This is a genomic window from Pseudomonas sp. URMO17WK12:I9, from assembly GCF_900230165.1.
GTDB lineage: Bacteria > Pseudomonadota > Gammaproteobacteria > Pseudomonadales > Pseudomonadaceae > Aquipseudomonas > Aquipseudomonas fulva.
The window spans coordinates 528,697-552,118 of record NZ_OCMQ01000001.1; the positions used below are offsets into that span (position 1 = coordinate 528,697).

Annotated in this window: 24 protein-coding genes; 21 read left to right on the forward strand and 3 right to left on the reverse strand. The window is 62.8% G+C overall.

Annotated features, from left to right (window positions below):
• Positions 1–10: 10 nt before the first annotated feature.
• The 9 genes from CRP40_RS02445 (at position 11) to CRP40_RS02485 (ending at position 8,548) form a co-directional block, all read left to right on the forward strand.
• Positions 11–799 carry a protein phosphatase CheZ gene (locus CRP40_RS02445; protein ID WP_023533920.1) on the forward strand — a complete coding sequence of 263 codons (789 nt, stop codon included), beginning with the start codon at positions 11–13 and terminating at the stop codon, positions 797–799.
• 12 nt (positions 800–811) lie between these two features.
• Entirely contained in the window at positions 812–3,043 is a 2,232-nt protein-coding gene (locus CRP40_RS02450) for a chemotaxis protein CheA (RefSeq protein ID WP_027915961.1), read from the forward strand.
• A gap of 47 nt (positions 3,044–3,090) precedes the next feature.
• A complete protein-coding gene (locus CRP40_RS02455; RefSeq protein WP_027915962.1) occupies positions 3,091–4,209 on the forward strand; it encodes a chemotaxis response regulator protein-glutamate methylesterase in 1,119 nt (372 codons plus the stop codon).
• On the forward strand, positions 4,209–4,949 hold the full coding sequence (locus CRP40_RS02460) for a flagellar motor protein (RefSeq protein WP_027915963.1): 741 nt from the start codon (positions 4,209–4,211) through the stop codon (positions 4,947–4,949). Before CRP40_RS02455 ends, CRP40_RS02460 begins: the two co-directional genes overlap by 1 nt.
• A gap of 3 nt (positions 4,950–4,952) precedes the next feature.
• A complete protein-coding gene (gene motD, locus CRP40_RS02465) occupies positions 4,953–5,810 on the forward strand; it encodes a flagellar motor protein MotD (RefSeq protein ID WP_027915964.1) in 858 nt (285 codons plus the stop codon).
• Positions 5,811–5,946: 136 nt separating this feature from the next.
• On the forward strand, positions 5,947–6,735 hold the full coding sequence (locus CRP40_RS02470) for a ParA family protein (protein ID WP_027915965.1): 789 nt from the start codon (positions 5,947–5,949) through the stop codon (positions 6,733–6,735).
• The gene (locus tag CRP40_RS02475) at positions 6,735–7,667 is read left to right on the forward strand and encodes a CheW domain-containing protein (protein WP_027915966.1); all 933 of its coding nucleotides are present in this window, start codon (positions 6,735–6,737) and stop codon (positions 7,665–7,667) included. The genes CRP40_RS02470 and CRP40_RS02475 overlap by 1 nt, the downstream gene beginning before the upstream one ends.
• 4 nt (positions 7,668–7,671) lie before the next feature.
• Positions 7,672–8,151 (forward strand): chemotaxis protein CheW, encoded by a 480-nt coding sequence (locus tag CRP40_RS02480; RefSeq protein ID WP_003254393.1) that lies wholly within the window; start codon positions 7,672–7,674, stop codon positions 8,149–8,151.
• Position 8,152: 1 nt separating this feature from the next.
• Positions 8,153–8,548, forward strand: coding sequence for a DUF2802 domain-containing protein (locus CRP40_RS02485; RefSeq protein ID WP_023533917.1), 396 nt, complete (start codon positions 8,153–8,155; stop codon positions 8,546–8,548).
• A 32-nt stretch (positions 8,549–8,580) separates the two neighbouring features.
• On the opposite strand, the gene CRP40_RS02490 is transcribed toward CRP40_RS02485, so the two are convergent.
• The 3 genes from CRP40_RS02490 to CRP40_RS02500 form a co-directional block, all read right to left on the reverse strand.
• On the reverse strand, positions 8,581–11,289 hold the full coding sequence (locus CRP40_RS02490) for a DUF6543 domain-containing protein (protein WP_027915967.1): 2,709 nt from the start codon (positions 11,287–11,289) through the stop codon (positions 8,581–8,583).
• 73 nt (positions 11,290–11,362) lie between these two features.
• Positions 11,363–11,695, reverse strand: a complete 333-nt coding sequence (locus CRP40_RS02495; protein ID WP_027915968.1) for an EscU/YscU/HrcU family type III secretion system export apparatus switch protein — start codon at positions 11,693–11,695, stop codon at positions 11,363–11,365.
• Positions 11,692–13,242 carry a flagellar hook-length control protein FliK gene (locus tag CRP40_RS02500; RefSeq protein ID WP_027915969.1) on the reverse strand — a complete coding sequence of 517 codons (1,551 nt, stop codon included), beginning with the start codon at positions 13,240–13,242 and terminating at the stop codon, positions 11,692–11,694. The genes CRP40_RS02495 and CRP40_RS02500 overlap by 4 nt, the downstream gene beginning before the upstream one ends.
• A 168-nt stretch (positions 13,243–13,410) precedes the next feature.
• Between CRP40_RS02500 and ccmA the strand changes: the two genes are divergently transcribed.
• The 12 genes from ccmA (at position 13,411) to CRP40_RS02560 (ending at position 23,340) form a co-directional block, all read left to right on the forward strand.
• Positions 13,411–14,043: a cytochrome c biogenesis heme-transporting ATPase CcmA gene (gene ccmA / locus CRP40_RS02505; protein WP_027915970.1), complete on the forward strand. Its 633-nt coding sequence runs from the start codon at positions 13,411–13,413 to the stop codon at positions 14,041–14,043.
• Positions 14,040–14,708: a heme exporter protein CcmB gene (gene ccmB / locus CRP40_RS02510; protein WP_027915971.1), complete on the forward strand. Its 669-nt coding sequence runs from the start codon at positions 14,040–14,042 to the stop codon at positions 14,706–14,708. Before ccmA ends, ccmB begins: the two co-directional genes overlap by 4 nt.
• Positions 14,709–14,753: 45 nt before the next feature.
• A complete protein-coding gene (locus CRP40_RS02515; RefSeq protein WP_027915972.1) occupies positions 14,754–15,521 on the forward strand; it encodes a heme ABC transporter permease in 768 nt (255 codons plus the stop codon).
• Positions 15,518–15,694, forward strand: coding sequence for a heme exporter protein CcmD (gene ccmD, locus CRP40_RS02520; RefSeq protein WP_023533952.1), 177 nt, complete (start codon positions 15,518–15,520; stop codon positions 15,692–15,694). The genes CRP40_RS02515 and ccmD overlap by 4 nt, the downstream gene beginning before the upstream one ends.
• Positions 15,691–16,146, forward strand: coding sequence for a cytochrome c maturation protein CcmE (gene ccmE, locus CRP40_RS02525; RefSeq protein WP_027915973.1), 456 nt, complete (start codon positions 15,691–15,693; stop codon positions 16,144–16,146). The genes ccmD and ccmE overlap by 4 nt, the downstream gene beginning before the upstream one ends.
• Positions 16,147–16,157: 11 nt before the next feature.
• Positions 16,158–18,131 carry a heme lyase CcmF/NrfE family subunit gene (locus tag CRP40_RS02530; protein WP_173645908.1) on the forward strand — a complete coding sequence of 658 codons (1,974 nt, stop codon included), beginning with the start codon at positions 16,158–16,160 and terminating at the stop codon, positions 18,129–18,131.
• Entirely contained in the window at positions 18,128–18,664 is a 537-nt protein-coding gene (locus CRP40_RS02535; protein ID WP_023533963.1) for a DsbE family thiol:disulfide interchange protein, read from the forward strand. Before CRP40_RS02530 ends, CRP40_RS02535 begins: the two co-directional genes overlap by 4 nt.
• Entirely contained in the window at positions 18,661–19,137 is a 477-nt protein-coding gene (locus CRP40_RS02540; RefSeq protein ID WP_027915975.1) for a cytochrome c-type biogenesis protein, read from the forward strand. The genes CRP40_RS02535 and CRP40_RS02540 overlap by 4 nt, the downstream gene beginning before the upstream one ends.
• A complete protein-coding gene (gene ccmI / locus CRP40_RS02545) occupies positions 19,130–20,320 on the forward strand; it encodes a c-type cytochrome biogenesis protein CcmI (RefSeq protein ID WP_027915976.1) in 1,191 nt (396 codons plus the stop codon). Before CRP40_RS02540 ends, ccmI begins: the two co-directional genes overlap by 8 nt.
• Positions 20,321–20,331: 11 nt before the next feature.
• Positions 20,332–20,754, forward strand: a complete 423-nt coding sequence (locus CRP40_RS02550; protein WP_027915977.1) for a hypothetical protein — start codon at positions 20,332–20,334, stop codon at positions 20,752–20,754.
• Between the two features lie 807 nt (positions 20,755–21,561).
• On the forward strand, positions 21,562–22,500 hold the full coding sequence (locus CRP40_RS02555) for a 2-hydroxyacid dehydrogenase (RefSeq protein ID WP_027915978.1): 939 nt from the start codon (positions 21,562–21,564) through the stop codon (positions 22,498–22,500).
• 51 nt (positions 22,501–22,551) lie between these two features.
• A complete protein-coding gene (locus CRP40_RS02560; RefSeq protein WP_027915979.1) occupies positions 22,552–23,340 on the forward strand; it encodes a PhzF family phenazine biosynthesis protein in 789 nt (262 codons plus the stop codon).
• Positions 23,341–23,422: the final 82 nt, after the last annotated feature.

Genomic DNA, 23,422 nt, shown 5'->3' on the forward strand with positions numbered 1-23,422 from the left:
GGGGCGCGCCATGAGTTCATCACACACGTCATTGGGCGAGTTCGAATCGACCCTCAAAAAGCATGCCCAGGAGTTGGTCGAAAGCCTGGAGCGCGGACGGTTCGGCGAGGCGGTGCAACTCATTCACGAGTTGAACCAGACCCGCGATCGGGGGCTGTACCAGGAAGTGGGCAAGCTGACCCGCGAACTGCACAGCGCCATCGTCAGTTTCCAGATCGACCCGACCATACCCCAGGCCGAAGAGGTGTCGCAGATTACCGACGCCACCGAACGCCTGTCCTATGTGGTCAAGCTCACCGAAGGGGCGGCAAACCGCACCATGGACCTGGTCGAGGAAAGCACGCCTGTGCTCAACGACCTGGCCAGCGAAGCCAAAGCGCTGAGTGCCGATTGGCAGCGCTTCATGCGCCGGGAAGTGAACGCCACGGAGTTTCGCGACCTGGCCAAGCGCGTCGACGGTTTCTTGGCGCACAGCGCCGAAGGTAACCGCAAGGTGGCTGGCCATCTCAACGACATCCTGCTGGCCCAGGATTACCAGGACCTGACCGGGCAGGTGATCAAGCGCGTCACGGCGTTGGTGACCGAAGTGGAAAGCAACCTGCTGAAACTGGTGATGATGGCCAGCCAGGTCGACCGCTTTGCAGGCATCCAGCATGACCAGGATCAGTTGCGCGCAGAAAAAGATCGAGAAAAACATCCGACTCGGGGTGAAGGTCCGCAGATTCATGCCGATAAGCGTGAAGACGTCGTGTCCGGTCAGGACGATGTCGATGATCTGCTATCCAGCCTGGGTTTTTAAGGAGCACCTTTGATGAGCTTCGGCGCCGATGAAGAAATCCTTCAGGATTTCCTGGTAGAAGCCGGTGAAATACTTGAGCAATTGTCCGAGCAGCTGGTCGAGCTTGAAAGCCGCCCTGACGATGCCGACTTGCTCAATGCAATTTTTCGCGGTTTCCACACTGTAAAAGGGGGCGCCGGCTTCCTCCAGCTCAATGAGCTGGTGGAGTGCTGCCATATCGCCGAGAACGTGTTCGACGTGCTGCGCAAAGGTGAGCGCCGGGTCGATGCAGAACTGATGGATGTGGTGCTCGAAGCACTGGATGCCGTCAACGGCATGTTCGCCCAGGTGCGTGAGCGCAGCGAGGTCACACCGGCCACGCCCGAACTGCTGGCAGCCCTGGCGCGTCTGGCAGAGCCCGGCAGCGCCGAAGCGGCCCCGGCACCGGCTGTGCCCGTGCCGGTTGAACCTGCGCCCGTGCAGCAGGCTGCGCAAGCTACCGAAGCTGACATCACCGACAGCGAGTTCGAGCAACTGCTCGATTCGCTCGACGCAGTCAAAGCCCAGGCGGCGGCCGAGCAGATGCCTGCCGAGCCGGTCAGCGGCCAGGGTGACGACATCACCGATGCCGAATTCGAGTCGCTGCTCGACCAGTTGCATGGCAAGGGCCAGTTCAGTGCCGAAGTGACGGCCCAGCCGGTGGCTGCCGCTGCCGAGCCGGCCAGCGATGAAATTACCGACGCCGAGTTCGAGTCGCTGCTGGATCAGTTGCATGGTAAAGGCACGTTCCAGGCCGATGCCTTGCCCGCAGCCAAGGCGGCGGCGCCTGTCGAGCAAACATCTGCCATCCCTGGCGACGACATCAGTGAGCACGAGTTCGAGGCGTTGCTGGACCAGCTGCATGGCAAGGGCAAGTTCAATGGCGACGTGGCTGCCGTCGATGCACCTGCCAGTGTTCAGGCCGCAGCCCCAGCCAGGGCCGAGGCGCCGGCGATCGCCCGTCCTGCTGGCGCGGCGGCACCGGTTGCAGCGCCCAAGCCTGCCGCAGCCCCGCGGGCGCCAGCGGCGAGTGCCGACAAGCACGCGGTCAGCGAAGCGGAAACGACCGTCAGGGTCGATACCGCGCGCCTGGACGAGATCATGAACATGGTCGGCGAACTGGTGCTGGTGCGTAACCGTCTGGTACGCCTGGGCCTGAACAGCGGCGATGAAGCCATGTCCAAGGCCGTGTCGAACCTCGACGTGGTCACCGCCGACTTGCAGACGGCGGTGATGAAGACGCGCATGCAGCCGATCAAGAAAGTGTTCGGCCGCTTCCCGCGCCTGGTGCGTGACCTGGCGCGGCAGTTGAAGAAAGAGATCAACCTTGAACTGGTGGGCGAAGAAACCGACCTGGACAAGAACTTGGTCGAGGCGCTGGCCGACCCGCTGGTGCACTTGGTGCGCAACGCCGTGGACCATGGGGTGGAAATGCCCGATGAGCGCGAGGCCGCGGGCAAGGCGCGCACGGGGCGCGTCGTATTGTCTGCCGAGCAGGAAGGCGACCATATCCTGCTGTCGATTTCCGACGACGGCAAAGGCATGGACCCGAACGTACTGCGTGCCAAGGCCGTGGAAAAGGGCCTGATGGACAAGGACGCCGCCGACCGCCTGAGTGAGTCGGACTGCTACAACCTGATCTTCGCCCCGGGCTTTTCCACCAAGACCGAGATTTCCGACGTCTCCGGGCGGGGCGTGGGCATGGACGTGGTCAAGACCAAGATCTCCCAGCTCAACGGCTCGATCAACATCTACTCGGCCAAGGGGCAGGGCTCGAAGATCGTCATCAAGGTCCCGTTGACCCTGGCGATCATGCCCACCCTGATGGTGATGCTGGGCAACCAGGCGTTCGCCTTCCCGCTGGTCAACGTCAACGAGATCTTCCACCTGGACCTGTCGCGCACCAACGTGGTCGATGGCCAGGAAGTGGTGATCGTGCGAGACAAGGCGTTGCCGCTGTTCTACCTCAAGCGCTGGCTGGTCCAGGGCCAGGTGCATGAAGAACAGCACGAAGGTCACGTGGTGATCCTGTCGGTCGGCACCCAGCGCATCGGCTTTGTCGTCGATCAACTGGTGGGCCAGGAAGAAGTGGTAATCAAGCCTCTGGGCAAGATGTTGCAAGGCACCCCGGGGATGTCCGGGGCCACCATCACCGGCGACGGTCGCATTGCGCTGATTCTCGACGTCCCGAGCATGCTCAAGCGTTACGCCGCGCGGCGTATTTGATCTCGGTGGCGCCCCCTTGGCCGGGGGCGCCGCCTAACGGAGTGTTTATGGCAGTCAAGGTCCTGGTGGTGGATGATTCCGGTTTCTTCCGCCGCCGCGTCTCGGAAATCCTCTCGGGGGACTCGACGATCCAGGTAGTGGGCACTGCAACCAACGGCAAGGAAGCGATCGACCAGGCGCTTGCGCTCAAGCCCGATGTGATCACCATGGACTACGAGATGCCCATGATGGATGGCATCACGGCGGTGCGGCACATCATGCAAAGGTGCCCGACACCTGTGCTGATGTTCTCATCGCTCACCCATGAAGGCGCTCGGGTCACGCTCGATGCGCTCGATGCCGGGGCGGTGGACTACCTGCCGAAGAATTTCGAAGACATCTCGCGCAACCCCGAGAAGGTCAAGCAGATGCTGTGCGAGAAGGTGCATACCCTGTCGCGAAGCAATCGCCGCATGGCCAGTTACGCCCGCCCGGCGGTCGCGCCCGCTGCTGCCCCTGCGCCGACGCCCACAACAGCCACCAGCGCTGCAGCGCCGGCACCGGTGCGCAGCACCACAGCCCCCGTCAGGCCGGCGGCTGCCCATTCGCCTGCGCCCAAGCGCAAGCCTTACAAGCTCGTTGCTATCGGCACCTCGACCGGGGGACCGGTGGCCTTGCAGCGCGTGCTCACGCAATTGCCAGGCAATTTCCCGGCGCCGATCGTACTCATCCAGCACATGCCGGCAGCCTTCACCAAGGCCTTTGCAGAGCGCCTGGACAAGCTGTGCCGGATCAGCGTCAAGGAAGCCGAAGATGGCGACATTCTGCGCCCCGGGCTGGCGCTGTTGGCCCCCGGTGGCAAACAGATGATGATCGATGGCCGTGGAACCGTGAAGATTCTGCCCGGTGACGAGCGGCTCAACTACAAGCCCTGCGTGGACATTACCTTTGGCTCGGCAGCCAAGTCCTATGGCGACAAGGTGTTGTCCGTGGTACTGACGGGCATGGGCGCGGACGGCCGGGAAGGGGCGCGCCTGCTCAAGCAGGGTGGCAGCACGGTGTGGGCACAGGATGAAGCCAGCTGCGTGATTTATGGCATGCCCATGGCGATCGTCAAGGCCAACCTGGCCGATGCGGTGTACAGCCTCGACGATATTGGCCGGCACCTGGTGGAGGCGTGCGTCTGATGGACGTGCTCAGCCTGATCGGCCTGATCCTGGCTTTTGTCGCCATCGTGGGCGGTAACTTCCTCGAAGGCGGCCATGTGGGCGCCCTGATCAATGGGCCGGCAGCGCTGATCGTATTGGGCGGTACCCTGGCGGCAGCCTTGCTGCAATCGCCGCTCTCCTCGTTCAAGCGGGCCTTGCAGATCCTGCGCTGGATCCTGTTTCCACCGCGCGTCGATCTGCCGGGTGGGGTCGATCGCGTGGTGAACTGGAGCCTCACGGCGCGCAAGGAAGGCCTGCTCGGGCTGGAAGGGGTAGCCGATGGCGAGCCTGACCCTTACGCGCGCAAGGGCTTGCAGTTGCTGGTCGACGGCGCCGAGCCCGAAGCCATTCGCAGTATCCTCGAAGTGGATTTCCTGACCCAGGAGGGCCGTGACCTGCAGGCTGCCAAAGTCTTCGAGAGCATGGGCGGGTACGCTCCGACCATCGGAATCATCGGCGCGGTGATGGGGCTGATTCACGTCATGGGCAACCTGGCCGACCCGGCGCAACTGGGCAACGGCATCGCCGTTGCCTTCGTGGCGACCATCTACGGGGTCGCCAGCGCCAACCTGATCCTGTTACCCATCGCCAACAAGCTCAAGGCGCTGGTGCTGCGCCAGTCGCGTTACCGGGAAATGCTCCTCGAAGGCCTGCTGTCCATTGCCGAAGGCGAGAACCCGCGCTCGATCGAGCTGAAGCTGCAAGGCTTCATGGAGTAGCCCATGCGTCGTCGCCGTCATGCCGAGGAGCCGGAAAACCACGAACGCTGGCTGGTATCCTACGCCGACTTCATCACCTTGCTGTTCGCCTTTTTCGTGGTGATGTATTCGATTTCCTCGGTCAACGAGGGCAAGTACAAGGTGGTGTCCCAAGCCTTGCTGGGCGTGTTCAACGACCCTGAGCGCAGTATGAGGCCCATTCCCATCGGGGATGAGCGCCCGCTGACCGTGCGACCTGCCCAGCCCTTGGTCAAGGACAGCGAGCAGTCCGACGCTGGCCTGACGGCCGCCAGCAACGACCCGCTCAAGACCATCGCCGATGAAGTGCGCGACGCCTTTGGTGACCTCATCAAGGGTGATCAGATGACGATCCGGGGTAACGAGCTGTGGATCGAGATCGAGCTCAATTCCTCGTTGCTGTTCGGCAGTGGCGATGCCATGCCCAGTGACAATGCATTCGCCATCATCGACAAGGTGGCGGCCATTCTCAAGCCTTTCGCCAACCCGGTTCACGTCGAAGGCTTCACCGATAACCAGCCTATCCGTACGGCGCAATACCCGACCAATTGGGAGCTTTCCTCGGCCCGTGCCGCCAGTATCGTCAGGCTGTTGGCCATAGGCGGCGTGAACCCTGGGCGTATGGCCTCGGTGGGCTACGGCGAGTATCAGCCCGTGACGGGCAATGATACCCCCGAGGGCCGGGCCCGTAACCGGCGCGTGGTACTGGTGATATCCCGCAACCTTGAGGTGCGCCGCAGCCTGACCAGTACCGGTGCTGCCAATGCCACGCCTGATGCTGCACTGCGCCGGGCTGGCACACAAAGTGCACCGGCAAGCTCAGCAGCGGTGGCAGGCCAGTGACTCGTCAATTCTCTGTCGCCCCATTGGCGGATGTCCATGCACGGCGCCTGACCGACAGCCATCCACGCCTTTCATTTTCCAGCAAGGCAGCGGGCACACCACGCGCCCTGCCTCACCCACGGACAGAGTTTGCCTGATGAGAGTCTGGGCAGTAGCCAATCAAAAAGGTGGCGTCGGCAAGACCACCACCACCATCGCCCTGGCTGGCCTTCTGGCCGACGCCGGCAAGCGTGTAATCGTCGTCGATCTTGATCCGCATGGGTCGATGACCAGCTATTTCGGGCATAATCCCGATGCGCTGGAGCACAGCAGCTACGACCTGTTCCTGCACAAGGGCAGCGTTCCGGACGGGCTGCCGGGGCAGTTGCTGTTGCCAACCAGTGACGAGCGCATTTCATTGCTTCCCTCTAGCACTGCCCTTGCTGTGCTGGAGCGTCAATCGCCCGGTCAGAACGGTTTGGGGCTGGTCATCGCCAAGAGTCTGGCGCAGTTGTGGCAAGACTTCGACTTCGCATTGATCGACAGCCCCCCTTTGCTAGGGGTGTTGATGGTCAATGCGCTGGCGGCCAGCCAGCAACTGGTCATCCCGGTGCAGACCGAGTTCCTGGCCGTCAAGGGACTTGAGCGCATGGTCGGCACCCTTGCCATGATCAACCGCTCCCGGCGCCAGGCGCTGCCTTACCAGATCGTGCCGACGTTGTTCGACCGACGTACCCAGGCGTCCCTGGGAACGCTCAAGTTGCTGCGCGATGCCTACGGCGAACAGGTATGGCAGGGCTACATTCCCGTGGACACGCGGCTGCGCGATGCCAGCCGCAAGGGCGTCACGCCGTCGCAATTCGACAACAAGAGCCGAGGGCTGGTGGCCTATCGGGCGCTGCTCAAGCACTTGTTGACCTACAAGCCCGCGGCGCAGGTGGCCTGATGACACAAACACGGCAAGTGAGCAGCAAGCCCCAGTTGGCCCTGCAGTCCTATCTTGACGGTCTGCTCCAGGAAGCCACCGAGCCCTTGGAGACGCCGCCACCGCCAGGCGCGGCGGATGACTTCGCCCTGGCGGTGCGCCAGGAGCAGGCCCGCGATGCGCGTCAGCCTGGCCAGGCCACGCAGGCACAACCGGCGCCGCCCGCACCTGAGCGGCCGTTCGCCGAGCCCAGGCTTGCGGTGTTGCCTAGCGTCATACCTGTGCAGCCGCCCGTGGTGGCGGTGGTGGAACAGGCAGTGGTGGCCGAGGCCAGCATCCCGGTCTTGACTGATACCCCGGCTGTGGAGCCGGCAATGCCCCTGGTGGACGTCCACCTGCCTGCACCGGACGTGCCCGTACCGCCGGCCACCGTCGATGGGCGCCCGGCCTGGGCTGCCGAGCCGTTCGAGTGCCTGCTGTTCGATGTGGCCGGCCTGACCCTGGCCGTGCCGCTGGTGTGCCTGGGCTCGATCTACACCTTGGCCGACCGCGAGCTGACGCCGCTGTTCGGGCAGCCCGAGTGGTTCCTGGGCATCCTCACCTGCCAGGCTGGCAACCTCAAGGTGCTCGACACCGCGCGCTGGGTCATGCCTGACCGCTACCGCGATGATTTCCGCCAGGGCCTGCAATACGTCATTTCTGTCCAGGGCTACGAGTGGGGGCTGGCTGTGCATCAGGTCAGCCGCTCGCTGCGCCTGGACCCGTCCGAGATCAAGTGGCGTAGCCAGCGGGGCCAGCGGCCGTGGCTGGCCGGCACGGTCATTGAACACATGTGTGCACTGCTGGACGTGGCGGAGCTGGCCGAGTTGATCGCCAGCGGCGCCGTCAAGCAGTTGCACGCCAAACAGCACATCACACCGAACACACCGCCAAAGGCGGATTTCAAGGGGTAGGGGAATGAAAAAGTCGTCCGCACAAGGTTCTGAAGATCCGATCCTGCAGTGGGTTACCTTCCGTCTGGACAACGAGTCCTACGGCATCAACGTGATGCAGGTACAAGAAGTGCTGCGCTACACGGAAATCGCCCCGGTGCCGGGTGCGCCCAGCTATGTGCTGGGTATCATCAACCTGCGCGGCAACGTGGTGACCGTGATCGACACGCGCCAGCGCTTCGGGCTGATGCCAACCGAGGTCACCGACAACACCCGCATCGTCATCATCGAAGCTGACAAGCAAGTGGTCGGCATTCTGGTCGATAGCGTCGCCGAGGTGGTGTACCTGCGCCAGTCCGAGATCGAAACCGCGCCCAACGTCGGCAACGAAGAATCGGCCAAGTTCATCCAGGGCGTGTGCAACAAGAACGGCGAATTGCTGATTCTGGTCGAGCTGGACAAGATGATGACCGAGGAAGAGTGGTCGGAACTGGAGAACATCTGACTTGATTTTCGAGGTCGGCGTCATCTTACTGGCCCTGCTGTGGGCCTTGAGCCTGTGGTTCTTCCTGAACTACACCAAGCGTCAGCGCGAGCTGGCTGCGCAGCAGGCCATTGGCGATGCCTTGCGCGACCAGCGTATCAAGGACCTCGGCAAGCGGCTCGATGACTACCAGAACGTCACCGTGCGCATGGGCGACGCCATCCATGAGCTGCGCGGTGCGGTGGCCACGCTGCCCGACCGGCTGGAACGGCTGGAGCAGCGTGACCCGAGCAGCGTCACCTTCACCCAGGCTGCACGGCTGGTCGGCATGGGCGCTAGCGTGTCGGAACTCACCGAAACCTGCGGCCTGACCCAGGCCGAGGCCGAGCTGATGAGCAAGCTGCATCGCAACGACTGAACATCAGGGCGGCGCAAGTCGCCCTGTGCGTTTCAAGGTTTGCCCCACGAATGGTAGTTGCCCACTTGTGCAACATTGCCCAGTGCCAAGTCGTGGGTAATCGCCGCCTTTACCGCCTGCGTCTTGCCAATGGTCAGAAACAGCGGTTTGGTCTGTGGCAATGTGTGCAGGTTGGTGAGTTGGCGCAAGCGGTAGAGCCGGGGTAAGTGCTGATCGATCACATCATTGAGCACTGCGGGGCCCGTCAAGTGATTCAGGCGTCTGGCATACGCCTTGAAACCGGCAGTGCCGGTGATGGGCCTGTGCTGATAAAAGTCTGGCATGGCCTGGTAGCGTTCGCGCATGAGATCGCTGATCGCCTGCAGGTTGGGGTTTGAAGGATGAGTGCCAATCATGTTGGTGTTGTAGTGGCAGTGCATGCCGAGCGTATCGTTGTTTGTAGGGTCACCCAGGATGAAACCGTCCTGTGTCGTGGCCAGTTCGACGGTTTCAATAGCAGCGCGAGTAGGGTCCTGCGGTGCCTCGGGATGGGGTAGCAGCGAATCGTCGACATCCATGTAGATGCCCCCCAAACTGTCGAGCATTGAATAGCGCAAGATGTCCGATGCCGAAGCGTAATTGGCCCCAGGATCGCTGGTGGCATGCTGGTATTGCTCGAAATTCACGCTTTCAGTGAAGTGCGCATAGAACGGCTGCTCCTCCAAAGGCAGCACTTCAAGCCTGGGCGCGCGTTCATTGAGCAGTTGCCGATTGGCTTCAAAGGCCTGGGGTTCTGCCTTGGACAAGTACAGGCGGTAAGTGTAATTGCTGTTGCTCAGGCGCTCTGCGTTGGCGGCCAAGTTGTCTACAAGCTCAGGCGCGATGATCTTGTTGCCTACCCATAGGCTGGAAATGGTTTTGGGAATAGGCTGAGCCGCCGAGTGGTCGACGGCAGGGATATCGAGCGGTAATGGCAGATCAATACCAAGGCCCCTGAGCGTTGCCGAGCGCATTTCGTCGGTAACCGGGCGCGTCGTGATATCCACTGGGGTAAGGCCACGACGGCCCGGGGTCACCTGGTAATAGGTTGGGTCCACATCGTTGACTGCATCATCGACGATGAAAGCATCGTGTTCACTGTCGTACAGCACGTTTGCGTTGTAACCGCCGATTTCCCCTTGCAGCTGCGCGGGTCCCTGCTCACTGACAGGTATTCGGATGATGGAGCGCGCGACCGGGCTATCGTCAGCCGGCACGGGCTGCAGCGCATCGCCGAAGAAATCACCGATCTCCGGCTCGGAAAAATGCGGTGGGTTTATCGGGCTCAGCGGGTAGCCCAATTGGTCGTTCAAACGGATGGGCGTGAAGAAGCGCGAGCGTTGTGCGCAGAACACTTCTGTTGCGCGCGTCGTGGCCTCGCCAACCAGGGGGAGGGCGTTGAACAGTCCGTAAACCGTGTTGCTGACGCCCTGCGCTTTGTCCTCCAGTGTCTTGCCATTGATGGCCTGATCCAGGCCCAAGCCAAACTGAGCGGCGCCTGCCAACGCAAGCATAGGTGCCAGGGCAGGAATCACGATCGCCAGTGGTGCCAGTAAATTGATCGAGGCGAGCACATAGCCTCGCCATTTTGCCTTGGTCACGGCTTGGTCACTGGTGATGATGAAGTCCGAATCGGCGTAACTGCGCACGCGCTGACGCTCAGTAAGCACGGCAAACAAGTCATCCTTGATCGACGGGCTGTACTGTTTGGTCTTGTAGTAGACGTATTGCCGCGGCGGCCACTGACCATCGGTTGTGAAACCGGAACGATTGGGCGATCGATGATAAACGGCAGGATAGGCGCCTAACCCCTCGAGCGCCGTATCCAAGCCGCTGAAGTCCAGCCCGTCTGGCGTATCGGCTAGCCGGAAATATCGGCGCAGTGCCTCACGCTTCTCTGCAACGCGGCACTGGTCACCAAACCAGTCTTTCATGCTGTCCAGGCTTGCGAACTCATGGAAAGGCGAGGCATTACCTGGAAGGTACAGCACCACCCCGCGCCTGTGCTGGTCAGCGATTGCGATCAGGTCGGTGGCTGTGTAGCCATAGACATTGAGCGCCCGGATTCTGAGACTGGTAGCGCGAGGCGCCAGGCCTGCTGCTTCCCAGAGCATCTGGCGCGCCGTGTCGCTGAGCGAGCCCTCTTGCACTTGCTTGTTGCAAGCCGCTACGAAGCCGATTTGCAGGCATTGCTGGTGGCTGTCACGGGCGTTGTGCCAGTAATCGTCGAGCATGGCGACGAAACGGGTGTGAAAATCCAGCTCCCAGATGGCGTGCTGCATGGCTTCGACGTCGATGGGCAGGTGGGTCGAGCTGTCGTAGCGTGCGGGTTGGGTTCTGCGGAACAGCCCATTGAAGACCGAATAGGCAGGCCTGTTGTCCAGCACGCTATTCTCGGGCAGGCGGTTGACGATTTTGAACGGGCGCGATGGCATGTGACCTGCCCACTCGCCAGGAAGCAGCTGCCCCAACAGATTCTTGCAGGTTTCCCCCTGCCAGTTCGACAGCACCGCCTGGGTCAGCGAAAGCCGTTGCATCACGACGGCCTCATCGCCCCGGTAGTGCAAGGTGACGACATCCGTCTGATCCGGATCCAGGTCATGGCCTTGCCGCTGAGCCCACTCGCGTATAGCAGCGGCGGCCTGGCGATCTGGGCGCGGTATGTTGCGCAGGTGATTACGCACGTACCGTTGGCCGACTGAGTTGACGAAGGTAGTAGCCATGGTTATCGACTCATGTAGTGGATAGAGCCGATACAGTGTCGATGCGCCTGCAGTTTTGGGTCGTAGCCAACTACTACCCTTCAGGCAAACGCAAGTGCGCCGGGGTAATGTCCCTCGGCTCAGCCGGGGTGTCCTCGAAGCCCGGTGGTACTTTGCCGCGCAGCTGCCAGGCAAAAGCGATGACTTCGGCGATGGTCAGATACAGCGCCTCAGGGATCTGTTCGCCCAGTTCAAGACGCGCCAGTAAACGAACCAGCTCAGGGTTTTCATAAATGGGTACTTCATGTTCGCGGGCCAGGGCCAGGATGGCGTCTGCCAACTCATCGTCACCTTTGGCGCTCAGTGTCGGCGCCTGCTGCCCGTCGTAGCTCAGCGCCACGGCCTGACGCGGGTTAGGGTTACTCATGCGTTTTCATCCACCCAACGTTGTTCGACCCTGGTACGTGAGCCTTGTGCAGGCCTGCCGGGGTAGCAGTGCAGATCATCGACCAGCAGACCGCGGGCCAGCAGGCGCTCACGCAGCGCGCCAAGCTGCCCTTCGATCAGGCGGGCGGTCTGTTCGCGCTCGGCCCACAGCTGGCCGTTCAGACGGCCCTGTGTCAGCTGGGCCTGGACTTGAAGCGGCCCGAGCGGCGGCAGATCGAAAGCCAGCTCGATACGCCACAACGGTTGCAGCGTTTCAGGCGCCTCACGCTCGCGGTCGGCTTGCTGCTGAGGTGTCTCTTCGCGCTGAAGCTTGATTTGCAAGGGCACGAAATCCTGTCCATGGCGAATGGGCACTTCGGTCTGCCAAGTGGTCTGCAGGTTGCCGTTTTCCAGCGTGCCGCTTTGCTGCAGGCTGCTCATGGCGTGGCTTTGCAGGCGAGAGACGGCGGCTGCTGCCAGGCGCAGCAGCTGTTCCAGGTCCCCTTCTTCTTCCATCGCCTGCAATAACCTGGAGGGGAGGGGGAACGCGCCGGGCTGGGGTTTGGGGCTTACCCGCTCCAGCATGCCCAGGGCGTTTCGGACCAGGGCGGGCATGGCCGCGGCCACGCTCGCCGCTGGTGTCCCGAGGGCGCTACTGGCACTGATCTGGTTGATCAATTGCAGCATGTTTGCCTTGAGGTCAGTGGCCAGCGTGGCTGTCGCCCCTGTCATCAACTTGGCCTCGAGAAAGGCGCCGCTGTTGAGCAACGCCTGAGCAACGGCTTTGGCATCCCCCAGTTGCTGGACTGTCGGCAGCGCGCCAAGCAATCGTTCGACGGTCGTGCGCAGCGCGCTGTCAGTCCCGGCGTCGCGTGCCAACTGTTGCAAACCGGCCAGCAGGCCCGGCAGCGACGCCTGACGGTTCTGCTGGCTGCCAAGGTGCTGGGCGATGCCCAATTGATCCTGCCTGCCGGCCAGGGGGACGAACTGCAGCGACTGGTCGCCCTGTACCCGTGCGCTGAGCAGGCTGCCGATTGCCAATGGTCGGGGGCTGTCCACGGCCAGCACGGCACCGGCTTGGGCGGTATTGAGAAGGCTCACCAGCGCCCGGTAGCTTGCAGGCTGACCCGGTACTTCAGGGAGTAGTTGGTTGGTCATGACCTTACCCTGCACCAGGGTACCGACCGGTACCTGCGTAGTATCCAGGCGGGTGAGGGTTGCGATTTGGCTAGCGCTGGCCTGCTGCAGCAAAATGGCCAGACGCCCGGCTTCGGGTTGGCTGACGGTCACTTGGCTGCCCTGGGGCAAAGGCTGGCTGGCGCTGGCTTGCAGTTGAGTCTGCAGACCGTTGGCTTGCAGCAAGCGCAACACCAACTGGAACTCCTGGCCAGTCTGGCGCATGGCAACCACCTCGGCCTGCGCCGTCTCCCCAGGGCTCAGCAAACCCGGTTGAGCCTGGGTGAGGCGCAGCAATTCGCCGGTCATGGCAGCCTTGATCGCTTGGGCTCCATTGACGGTTTGCGGGCCGAGACTATTGATTTCAGTCATGATTGTATACAACCTTAGGCGCTCAGCCTCTTGGCAGCAGGGCTGTGCATGTAATAATGCCGCCCGCCCGTAGTTGCCACTGTAACGGCAGCGCATCGGGCGACTTGAGTGGCAGGGCTCCGGGCTCCGGGCACCGTCACCCGAACCCTAGAACGATAAGGCGAAACCGTGACCCTTCATCTTCAAGCCGTGGGCCTGGCCTGCGAGCGCGACTGGCGTCTGCTGTTCGAGCACCTTGCCTTCGAGCTGCGGCCCGGCGACATGCTACAGATCAGCGGCCCCAACGGCAGCGGCAAGACCAGCCTGCTGCGCCTGCTGGCTGGCCTGATGCAGCCGACCGCCGGTCAGATCCTGCTCGGTGGCCGTCCGCTGGATGAACAGCGGCATGCGTTGGCCAGCATCCTTGTGTGGATTGGCCATGCTGCGGGCATCAAGGAACTGCTCACGGCCGAAGAGAACCTGACCTGGCTGTGCGCGCTGCACCGTCCAGCCAGCCGCGAACAGATCTGGCAGGCCCTGGCTGCCGTTGGGCTGCGTGGTTTCGAGGACGTGCCCTGCCATACTTTGTCGGCAGGGCAGCAACGCCGCGTGGCCCTGGCGCGCCTGCACTTGGCAGCTGCGCCGTTGTGGATCCTGGACGAACCGTTCACTGCCCTGGACAAACAGGGCGTCGCGGACCTGGAGGCCCACTTGGCCGGCCATTGCGAACACGGTGGCACCGTGGTGCTGACCACCCACCACACCTTGTCCCACACGCCTGCGGGCTACCGAGAACTCAACCTGGGGCAATGGGCAGCATGAGCGTCTTCACCCTGTTGTTGCGGCGCGAGGCGCGGTTGCTGTTCCGCCGTCCTGCGGAGCTTGCCAACCCGCTGGTGTTCTTCGCCATCGTGGTGGCCTTGTTCCCCTTGGCGGTTGGCGCGCAGACCCAGATGTTGCAGAACCTGTCCCCGGGGCTGGTGTGGGTGGCCGCATTGCTGGCGGTGTTGTTATCGCTCGATGGCCTGTTTCGCAGCGATTTCGAGGACGGTTCACTGGAGCAGTGGGTACTCTCGCCGCATCCGCTGGCACTGATGGTGTTGGCCAAGGTGCTGGCGCACTGGTTGTTCTCCGGGCTTGCGCTGGTGTTGCTGGCACCTTTGCTGGCGCTGATGCTCGGCTTGCCAGGGCACTGCCTGCCGGTACTGCTGGGCTCGCTGCTGCTGGGTACGCCGGTATTGAGCCTGTTGGGCGCAGTGGGCGCCGCGCTGACGGTCGGCCTCAAGCGCGGCGGTTTGTTGCTGGCGTTGCTGATCCTGCCGTTGTATATCCCTGTATTGATCCTGGGCAGTGGTGCCTTGCAGGCGGCGTTGCAGAATATGCCCGCCGCTGGCCACCTGCTCTGGCTCGCCAGCCTGACGGCCCTGGCCGTGACCCTGGCACCCTTTGCGATCGCCGCCGGCCTGAAAATCAGCGTCGGCGAATAACGAGCCTGGGCTTTGAAGCCTGGCCAATACCCTGGATGCACCCTGATGAAAATGAGCTGGACGTGGTTTCACAAGCTGGGCTCTCCGAAATGGTTCTACGCCATTAGCGGGCGCATGTTGCCCTGGCTGTCCATCGCTGCCGTTGTATTGCTAGTGGTTGGCACGGTCTGGGGGCTGGTCTTTGCGCCCCAGGACTACCAGCAGGGCAACAGCTTTCGCATCATCTATATCCATGTCCCGGCAGCGATGCTGGCGCAGTCCTGTTATGTCCTGCTGGCGGTGGCCGGTGTGGTGGGGCTGGTGTGGAAGATGAAGCTGGCCGATGTCGCCCTGCAATGCGCCGCCCCCATCGGCGCCTGGATGACCGCCGTGGCGCTGGTGACCGGGGCCATCTGGGGCAAGCCAACCTGGGGCAGCTGGTGGGTGTGGGATGCGCGCCTTACCTCGATGCTCATCCTCTTGTTCCTGTACTTCGGCATCATTGCGCTGGGCCAGGCAATCAGTAATCGTGACAGCTCGGCGAAAGCCTGCGCCGTGCTGGCCATCGTTGGGGTGGTGAACATCCCCATCATCAAGTATTCGGTCCAGTGGTGGAACACGCTGCATCAGGGCGCCACTTTCACCCTGACCGAAAAGCCCGCGATGCCCGCCGACATGTGGTTGCCGCTGTTGTGTACGGCGCTGGGCTTCTACTGCTTTTTCGGCGCGGTGCTTCTGATGCGCATGCGCCTTGAGGTGCTCAAGCGCGAGGCGCGTGCCAGTTGGGTGAAGGAAGAGGTATCGAACAGCCTGGGTGGGAGGGCCGTGCCATGAGTTTCGCCAGTTTCGGCGACTTTATCGCCATGGGTCATCACGGCCTTTATGTGTGGTCGGCCTACGGCATCTGCGCCGCTGTGCTGGCGCTCAACGTCGCCGTACCGGTGCTGGCCCGGCGCCGTTACCTGCAAGAAGAGGCGCGCCGCTTGCGCCGGGAGAAAACGCAGTGAATCCGCAGCGCAAGAACCGCCTGTTGCTCATCATCGGTCTGCTGGTCGGCGTGGGGGTTGCCGTGGGCTTTGCCCTCACTGCCTTGCAACAGAACATCAACCTGTTCTACACCCCCACCCAGATCGCCAATGGCGAGGCTCCGCTGGACACGCGTATCCGCGCTGGCGGCATGGTCGAACAGGGCTCGGTGCAACGTTCCTCCGACTCGCTGGACGTGCGTTTCGTGGTCACCGATTTCAACAAGTCCGTGCCCATCACGTACCGCGGCATCCTTCCGGACCTGTTCCGTGAAGGGCAGGGCATCGTGGCCTTGGGCAAGCTCAACGGCGACGGCGTGGTGGTGGCCGACGAAGTGCTGGCCAAGCATGACGAAAAGTACATGCCTCCTGAAGTCAGCAAGGCGCTGAAGGAAAGCGGCCAGGCGGCAGCCCAGACGGGGGAGCGGCCATGAACGCAGCGTTGGTGATACCTGAACTCGGTCAACTGTCGATGATTCTGGCCATCTGTTTCGCTGCCGTGCAGGCCAGCCTGCCGCTGCTCGGGGCGTGGCGTGGTGACAGCTTGTGGATGAGCCTGGCGCGGCCCGCAGCCTGGGGGCAGTTCGCCTTCCTGACGTTCGCGTTCGCGTGCCTGACCCACGCCTTCATGACCGACAACTTTTCGGTTGCCTACGTGGCCAGCAACTCGAACAGCGCATTACCCTGGTACTACAAGTTCAGCGCGGTCTGGGGGGCGCATGAAGGCTCCCTGCTGCTCTGGGCGCTGATTCTGGGGGGCTGGACCTTTGCCGTGTCGGTGTTCTCGCGGCAATTGCCCCAGGTGATGCTCGCCCGGGTGCTGGCGGTCATGGGCATGATCAGCGTGGGCTTTCTGAGCTTTTTGATCATCACCTCCAACCCGTTCCAGCGCCTGCTGCCTCAGGTGCCTGTCGATGGCCGTGACCTCAACCCGCTGCTGCAGGACATTGGCCTGATCGTGCATCCGCCAATGCTGTACATGGGCTATGTCGGCTTTTCGGTCGCCTTCGCCTTTGCCATCGCCGCCTTGCTCGGCGGGCGTCTGGATGCCGCCTGGGCCCGGTGGTCGCGGCCCTGGACCCTGGTAGCCTGGGCCTTCCTGGGCGTGGGTATCACCCTGGGTTCCTGGTGGGCGTACTACGAACTGGGCTGGGGTGGCTGGTGGTTCTGGGACCCGGTGGAAAACGCATCGTTCATGCCCTGGCTGGTAGGGACGGCGCTGATCCACTCCCTGGCGGTGACAGAGAAGCGCGGGGTGTTCAAAAGCTGGACCGTTCTGTTGGCCATCGCTGCGTTCTCACTGAGCCTGCTAGGGACGTTCCTGGTGCGTTCCGGGGTGCTCACCTCTGTGCATGCCTTTGCCGCCGACCCCTCGCGCGGCATTTTCATTCTGTTCTTCCTGCTGTTCGTGGTCGGCGGCTCGCTGACCCTGTTCGCCCTGCGTGCGCCGGTGGTCAAGAGCCAGGTGGGGTTCGCCCTGTGGTCGCGCGAAACCCTGCTGCTGGCGAACAATCTGGTTCTGGTGGTTGCAGCGTCGATGATCCTGCTAGGCACCTTGTACCCGCTGGTGCTCGACGCCCTGACCGGCGCCAAGCTTTCGGTAGGCCCGCCTTATTTCGATGCCCTGTTCCTGCCGCTGATGGCACTGTTGATGCTGGTGCTGGGGGTAGGGGTAGTGGTGCGGTGGAAGGATACGCCTGGCAAGTGGCTGCTGGGCATGATGACGCCGGTCCTCGTCGGCAGCGCCGTGCTGGCGCCGGTGGCGGGCCTGATCGTCGACGATTTCGACTGGCAGGTACTGACCACGTTCGCTCTGGCTGCCTGGGTGGTGCTCGGAGGGCTGCGCGATGTGTTCGACAAGACGCGCCACAAAGGGCTGCTCAAGGGGCTGCCTGGGCTGGGGCGCAGTTACTGGGGGATGCAGGTCGCTCACCTGGGGCTTGCGGTGTGTGCCCTCGGGGTGGTGCTGTCGAGCAACAATAGCGCCGAGCGTGATCTGCGAATGGCTCCGGGCGAAAGCGTGGAGCTGGGCGGTTATCACTTCCTGTTCCAGGGCGCCAGGCACTTCGAAGGGCCCAACTTCATTTCCGACAAGGGCACAGTGGTGGTCAGCCGCGAGGGTCGTCCTGTGGCCACCCTGCACCCGGAGAAACGCTTGTATACCGTGCAGCAGTCGATGATGACCGAGGCCGGGATCGACGCAGGCTTTACCCGCGACCTGTACGTGGCCCTCGGGGAGCCTTTGGAAAACGGTGCCTGGGCGGTGCGTGTGCATATCAAGCCCTTTGTTCGCTGGATCTGGCTGGGCGGTCTGTTGACGGGCCTAGGCGGATTGCTGGCGGCCCTCGACCGGCGCTACCGCGTCAAGGTCAAGTCCCGGGTGCGTGAGGCCCTGGGCGTGTCTGGAGCAGTTGCATGAAACGTTGGTTGATGGTGGTGCCCCTGGCGGTGTTCCTGCTGGTGGCGGTGTTCCTGTACAAGGGTTTGTTTCTCAAGCCCGATGAATTGCCCTCGGCAATGATCGGCAAACCGTTCCCGGTCTTTTCGCTGGCTTCCACCCAGGGCGACCGTACGCTTACCCAGGCAGACCTGCAGGGCCGGCCTGCGCTGGTCAACGTCTGGGCCACCTGGTGTGCGTCGTGCAAAGTCGAGCATCCTTATCTCAACCAGCTGGCTTCCCAGGGTGTGGTCATCTACGGGGTCAACTACAAGGACGACAACGCCGCAGCGCAGAAGTGGCTGACCGAGTTCCACAACCCCTACCTGCTCGACATCAGCGACGAGCAGGGCAGCCTAGGTCTGGACCTGGGTGTGTACGGTGCGCCGGAGACGTTCCTGATCGATGGCGATGGCGTGATTCGGTACAAGCATGTGGGCGTGGTCGATGCCAGCGTTTGGCGAGAACAGTTGGCGCCACGCTACCAGGCGCTGCTCGACGAGGCGACACCATGAAGCGCTGGTTCGCAGCCCTGGCCTTGAGCCTGTGCGTGGGTGGGGTAGCCAAGGCCGCCATCGATACCTACCAGTTTCGTGACCAGGCCGAGCGTGAGCGCTACCAGCAACTGACCAAGGAATTGCGCTGCCCCAAGTGTCAGAACCAGGATATCGCCGACTCCAACGCACCCATTGCGGCTGACCTGCGCCGGGAAATATTCCGCATGCTGGGGGAGGGCAAGAGCAACCAGCAAATCGTCGACTTCATGGTGGACCGTTATGGCGACTTCGTGCGCTACAAGCCGGCGCTGAGCGGCCGGACCTGGTTGCTCTGGTTCGGCCCGGGCATTCTGCTGGCCGGCGGGTTTGCCGTATTGGCGGTGATTGTACGGCGTCGTCGCCTGGCGTCCGTGCAAGGCACTGATGAATTGTCAGCCGAGGAGCGCGCACGGCTGGCCAACCTGCTGGAAAAAGAACGTACCCATGACTGAATTCTGGCTTAGCGCGGGCTTGTTGCTGCTCGCGGCCCTCAGCTTTCTGCTGATCCCGATCCTGCGTGGCCATCGCCGCCAGCAGGAGCAAGACCGAACAGCGCTCAACGTGGCGCTCTATCAGGAACGCATCGACGCGCTGGCCGCGCAGCAAGCATCGGGTGTGCTCGATGACCTGCAATTGAGTCAGGGCCGCGATGAAGCCGCCCGGGAGTTGCTGGCCGACACCGAGGGCGCCGAACCCGCCAGGCAGCGTCAATTGGGCAAGGCCTTGCCGTTGCTGGCAGCCGTCCTGGTGCCGCTGCTGGCGATGGGGCTGTACCTGCACTTCGGTGCGGCGGACAAAGTGGCCCTGACCCAGGAATTTGCCCAGGCACCGAAGTCGATGGAAGAGATGACGGCACGTCTGGAGCGAGTGGTCCAGGCACAACCTGATTCAGCCGAGGCCGTGTACTTCCTGGGCCGTGCCTACATGGCCGAACAACGCCCTGCCGAGGCGGCCCGCACGTTCGAGCGCGCAGTGGCCATGGCCGGTCGCCAGCCCGAGTTACTGGGCCAGTGGGCCCAGGCCCTGTATTTCGCGGCCGACAAGCGCTGGAGTGCGCAACTGCAGGCATTGACTGACGAAGCGCTCAAAGCCGACCCCAACGAGGTCACCAGCCTGGGCCTGCGTGGAATTGCGGCATTTGAAGGTGAGCGCTATCAGGAGGCTATCGCGTACTGGAAGCGGTTGTTGGCGCAGTTGCCGCAAGGAGATGCTTCGCGCGCTGCATTGCAGGGTGGCATTGACCGTGCGGCCGAGCGGTTGGGCACTCAGACCGCTCAGGTGCCGGCACCTGCTGCGGTGCGTTTGAAGGTGCGGGTGGAATTGGCGCCGGCTTTGCGGGACAAGGTAAAGGCACAGGACACCGTCTTCATTTTCGCCCGCGCCAGCAGTGGCCCGCCCATGCCGCTTGCCGCCAAGCGGGTGACGGTGGCGCAATTGCCGATCGAGGTCGAGCTTTCAGATGCGGATGCGATGATGGCGCAGATGAAACTGTCCGATTTCGCCGAAGTCCAACTGGTTGCGCGTGTTTCCAAGGATGGGCAGCCGACCCGTGGTGAGTGGGTTGGCCAGAGCGCGCCTTTGCCCAATACGACCCAGGCCCAGCAGCGCCTGATCATCGACAGCCCTGATTCGTAAGAGAGTTTCCTATGCACGCGACGGTACGCCTCACCCTGATCACCCTGGCGCTGGGTTTGTCGGCCTGTACGGTGCATGGGCCTTCTTCGCAGCCTGAGCCTGAACCACCGATCGAACGGCTGCCGCCCAAGGGCCCGGTGGTCACGCCGCTGCCGGGTGGGCAGCCTACAGGGCCTGGGAGCAAGCCTGCACCGCCAGCCAAGCCAGTGCCGCGCACCTCGGCAAGCTTTGCGCCGCCGCCGGGCGGGGCGAGCCATTGGGACCCCAAGTTGGGCGTGTATGTGTTGGACAAGAAGCCCAATACCTTCTATCGCCAGCGAACGTATTACCGGTTCGACAATGGCTGGAGCTGGTCGGTGAGCCCGGATGGACCGTGGCAGCAGACCGACAGCAGTGGTGTGCCTGGGGGGCTGGGGCGGGCTTTTGGGCAGTAGTTTTTTTCGACACCCGGCCGGCCGCGATGCGACGCACAGCAGCCTTAGTTATATAGGCGTTCTAACCGACAACCTGGGGCCGCTGCGCGGCCCATCGCGGCACAAGACCGCTCCTACATTAAATGGGATTGCCTTGTAATATTGTGCAAAGCAGTTGCACCGCAATGAGCAAAATGAATGCTTGACCCAAGACACTTCATCCCAAAGAGCGCCAGTCCATTTAAATAGCCGCTCTTGATCTTGATCAAGATCTTGATCTTGCTTCTAAGCGCGCGGTAGTTCAGACCCCGCAGATCGCGACTTCAGGAGGCCGAGCGCAGGGCTTGCGGAGGGAGGTGACAGGCATGGATGCCTGTCAAGCGCTGGGCCCCAGGATGGGGCCTGCAGCGCGGTCCTCCCGGGAGCAAGCCCGGAGCGAGGGAACCCCGGAGCGTAGCGTAGGGGCCGGATGATAGGAGCAGGCGGTTTTTGCTTACTTTTTGACAAGACAAAAAGTGAGCCGCCGTAAGGGCGGAAGGGTGACTGTGCGCCACCCTAGCCAATGAATACCTACTCAATATAAATGCCCATGCTAACAATCCAACTCCAGCCTCAAAGACCTGAGCCCCAAGTCCCAGGTTCAAAGTCCCAAGTCCAAAGTCCAAAGTTCAAAGTCCAAAAGCCGCAGAGTCCAATTCAAGATCAAGCTAATTACAAAGCGCCCGCCCCCAAATCCCACTCCCGCCTCCCATACAGCCCCCACCCATAATACCCATTGACTCCACCACCCACCCCCTCCGCATAATCCCCAACCCACCCGGAGGCATCATGCACAAGACAATCCTGGTCCTGGTCGAAACCGTAGACACCTACCTCCCCCTGCTGACAAACGCCGGCTACCACCTCATCCTCGCCCAGACCCCCGACCTGCGCACCCAGGCCATCGAGCAAAACGGCCCCCGCATCGACGCCGTCCTCACCCGCGGCCCCCTCGGCCTGACAGCCAAGGAAATCGACGCACTGCCCAACCTGCAGATCATCTGCGTCATCGGCGCCGGCTATGAGCAGGTCGACCTGCAAGCCGCCCGTGCCCGCCACATCACCGTCACCAACGGCGCCGGCGCCAACGCCGACGCCGTGGCCGATCACGCCATGGCCATGCTCCTGGCACTGCTGCGCAACATCCCGCAAGCCGACGCCAGTACCCGCGCTGGCCAATGGCAGCGCGTGATCAGCCCATCGGTCACAGGTAAACGCCTGGGCATTCTGGGCATGGGCGCCGTTGGCCAGGCCATTGCCAAGCGCGCACACCAGGGGTTCGACATGCCCGTGAGCTACTACAACCGAACACCACGACCGGCGTTGCCCTACACCGGCCATGACAGCGTCCCGGCCCTGGCCGAGGCAGTCGATATTCTCGTGGTCGCCACACCCGGCGGCGCCGACACTCGCCACCTGGTGAATGCACAGGTGCTGAAGGCGCTCGGCCCCCAGGGCTACCTGGTCAACATCGCTCGGGCCAGCGTCGTCGATACCCAGGCCCTGACCCAGGCACTGCAGAGCGGTCAATTGGCCGGTGCGGCCCTGGACGTGTTCGACGAGGAACCTGATGTTCCCGACACCCTCAAGTCGCTTCCGAACACGGTATTGACGCCCCATGTCGCCGGGCAATCGCCAGAAGCGGCAGAAGCCACGGTGACGTTGGTCCTGCGTAACCTCGATGCCTTTTTCGCCGGCAAGCCCGTGCTCACACCGGTGCTTCATTAGGCCTCACACCGCCAAGGGCCTGCACAAGGGCAGGCAACAAGGAGCGTATTGATGCAACTCGAAATCTTCCAGGTCGACGCCTTCAGTGCCGAACCCTTCGGCGGTAATCCGGCCGCGGTCATCCCGCTCGATCAGTGGCTGCCCGATGGCGTGCTGCAGCGCATCGCCGAGGAAAACAACCTTTCGGAAACGGCGTATTTCGTGCGCAACGGCGATGTGTTCGACCTGCGCTGGTTCACGCCCACCGTGGAAGTGGACTTGTGCGGTCACGCCACCCTGGCCTCGGCCTACGTGCTGTTCGAACACCTCAAAGAACCGGCGCAGGTGCTGCGCTTCAATACCCGCAGCGGTGAACTGCGGGTAACACGGCAAGCGGACGGCCTGTTGGCCATGGATTTCCCTGCCCGCCAACCTGAGGCCCAGCCAGTGCCAGCCGGTCTGCTGCAAGCATTGGGCCTGCGCCAGGCGCAGGCGGTGTATCGCAGCGATGACTACGTGGTGGTGGTCGATGACCCTGAGTTGCTCGATACCCTCACGCCAGATTTCGTCGAGCTGGCTGGCTTTGACGTGCGCGGCATCGCCGTAACGGCGCCGGGGCGTGGGTTCGACTTCGTGACGCGCTGGTTCGGGCCACGCGTGGGGGTCAATGAAGACCCGGTGACCGGTTCGGCCCATACCTCGCTCGCACCGATCTGGGCACAACGGCTAGGCAAGCAGTCGCTTGAATGCGAGCAAGGCGGTGCGCGCAAGGGCCAGCTGCGCTGCGTGCTCCCGGGCAATGGCCGGGTGATCATCAGTGGGCGGGCGGCGTTGTTCATGCGCGGTACCGTCTACCTGTAAGACGACCCTGTCGTCACCGACGATGCGCAGGCCGACACCAAGGCTTGCCAAATCCGGGCAATGCTGCGAAAAGAACGGCATT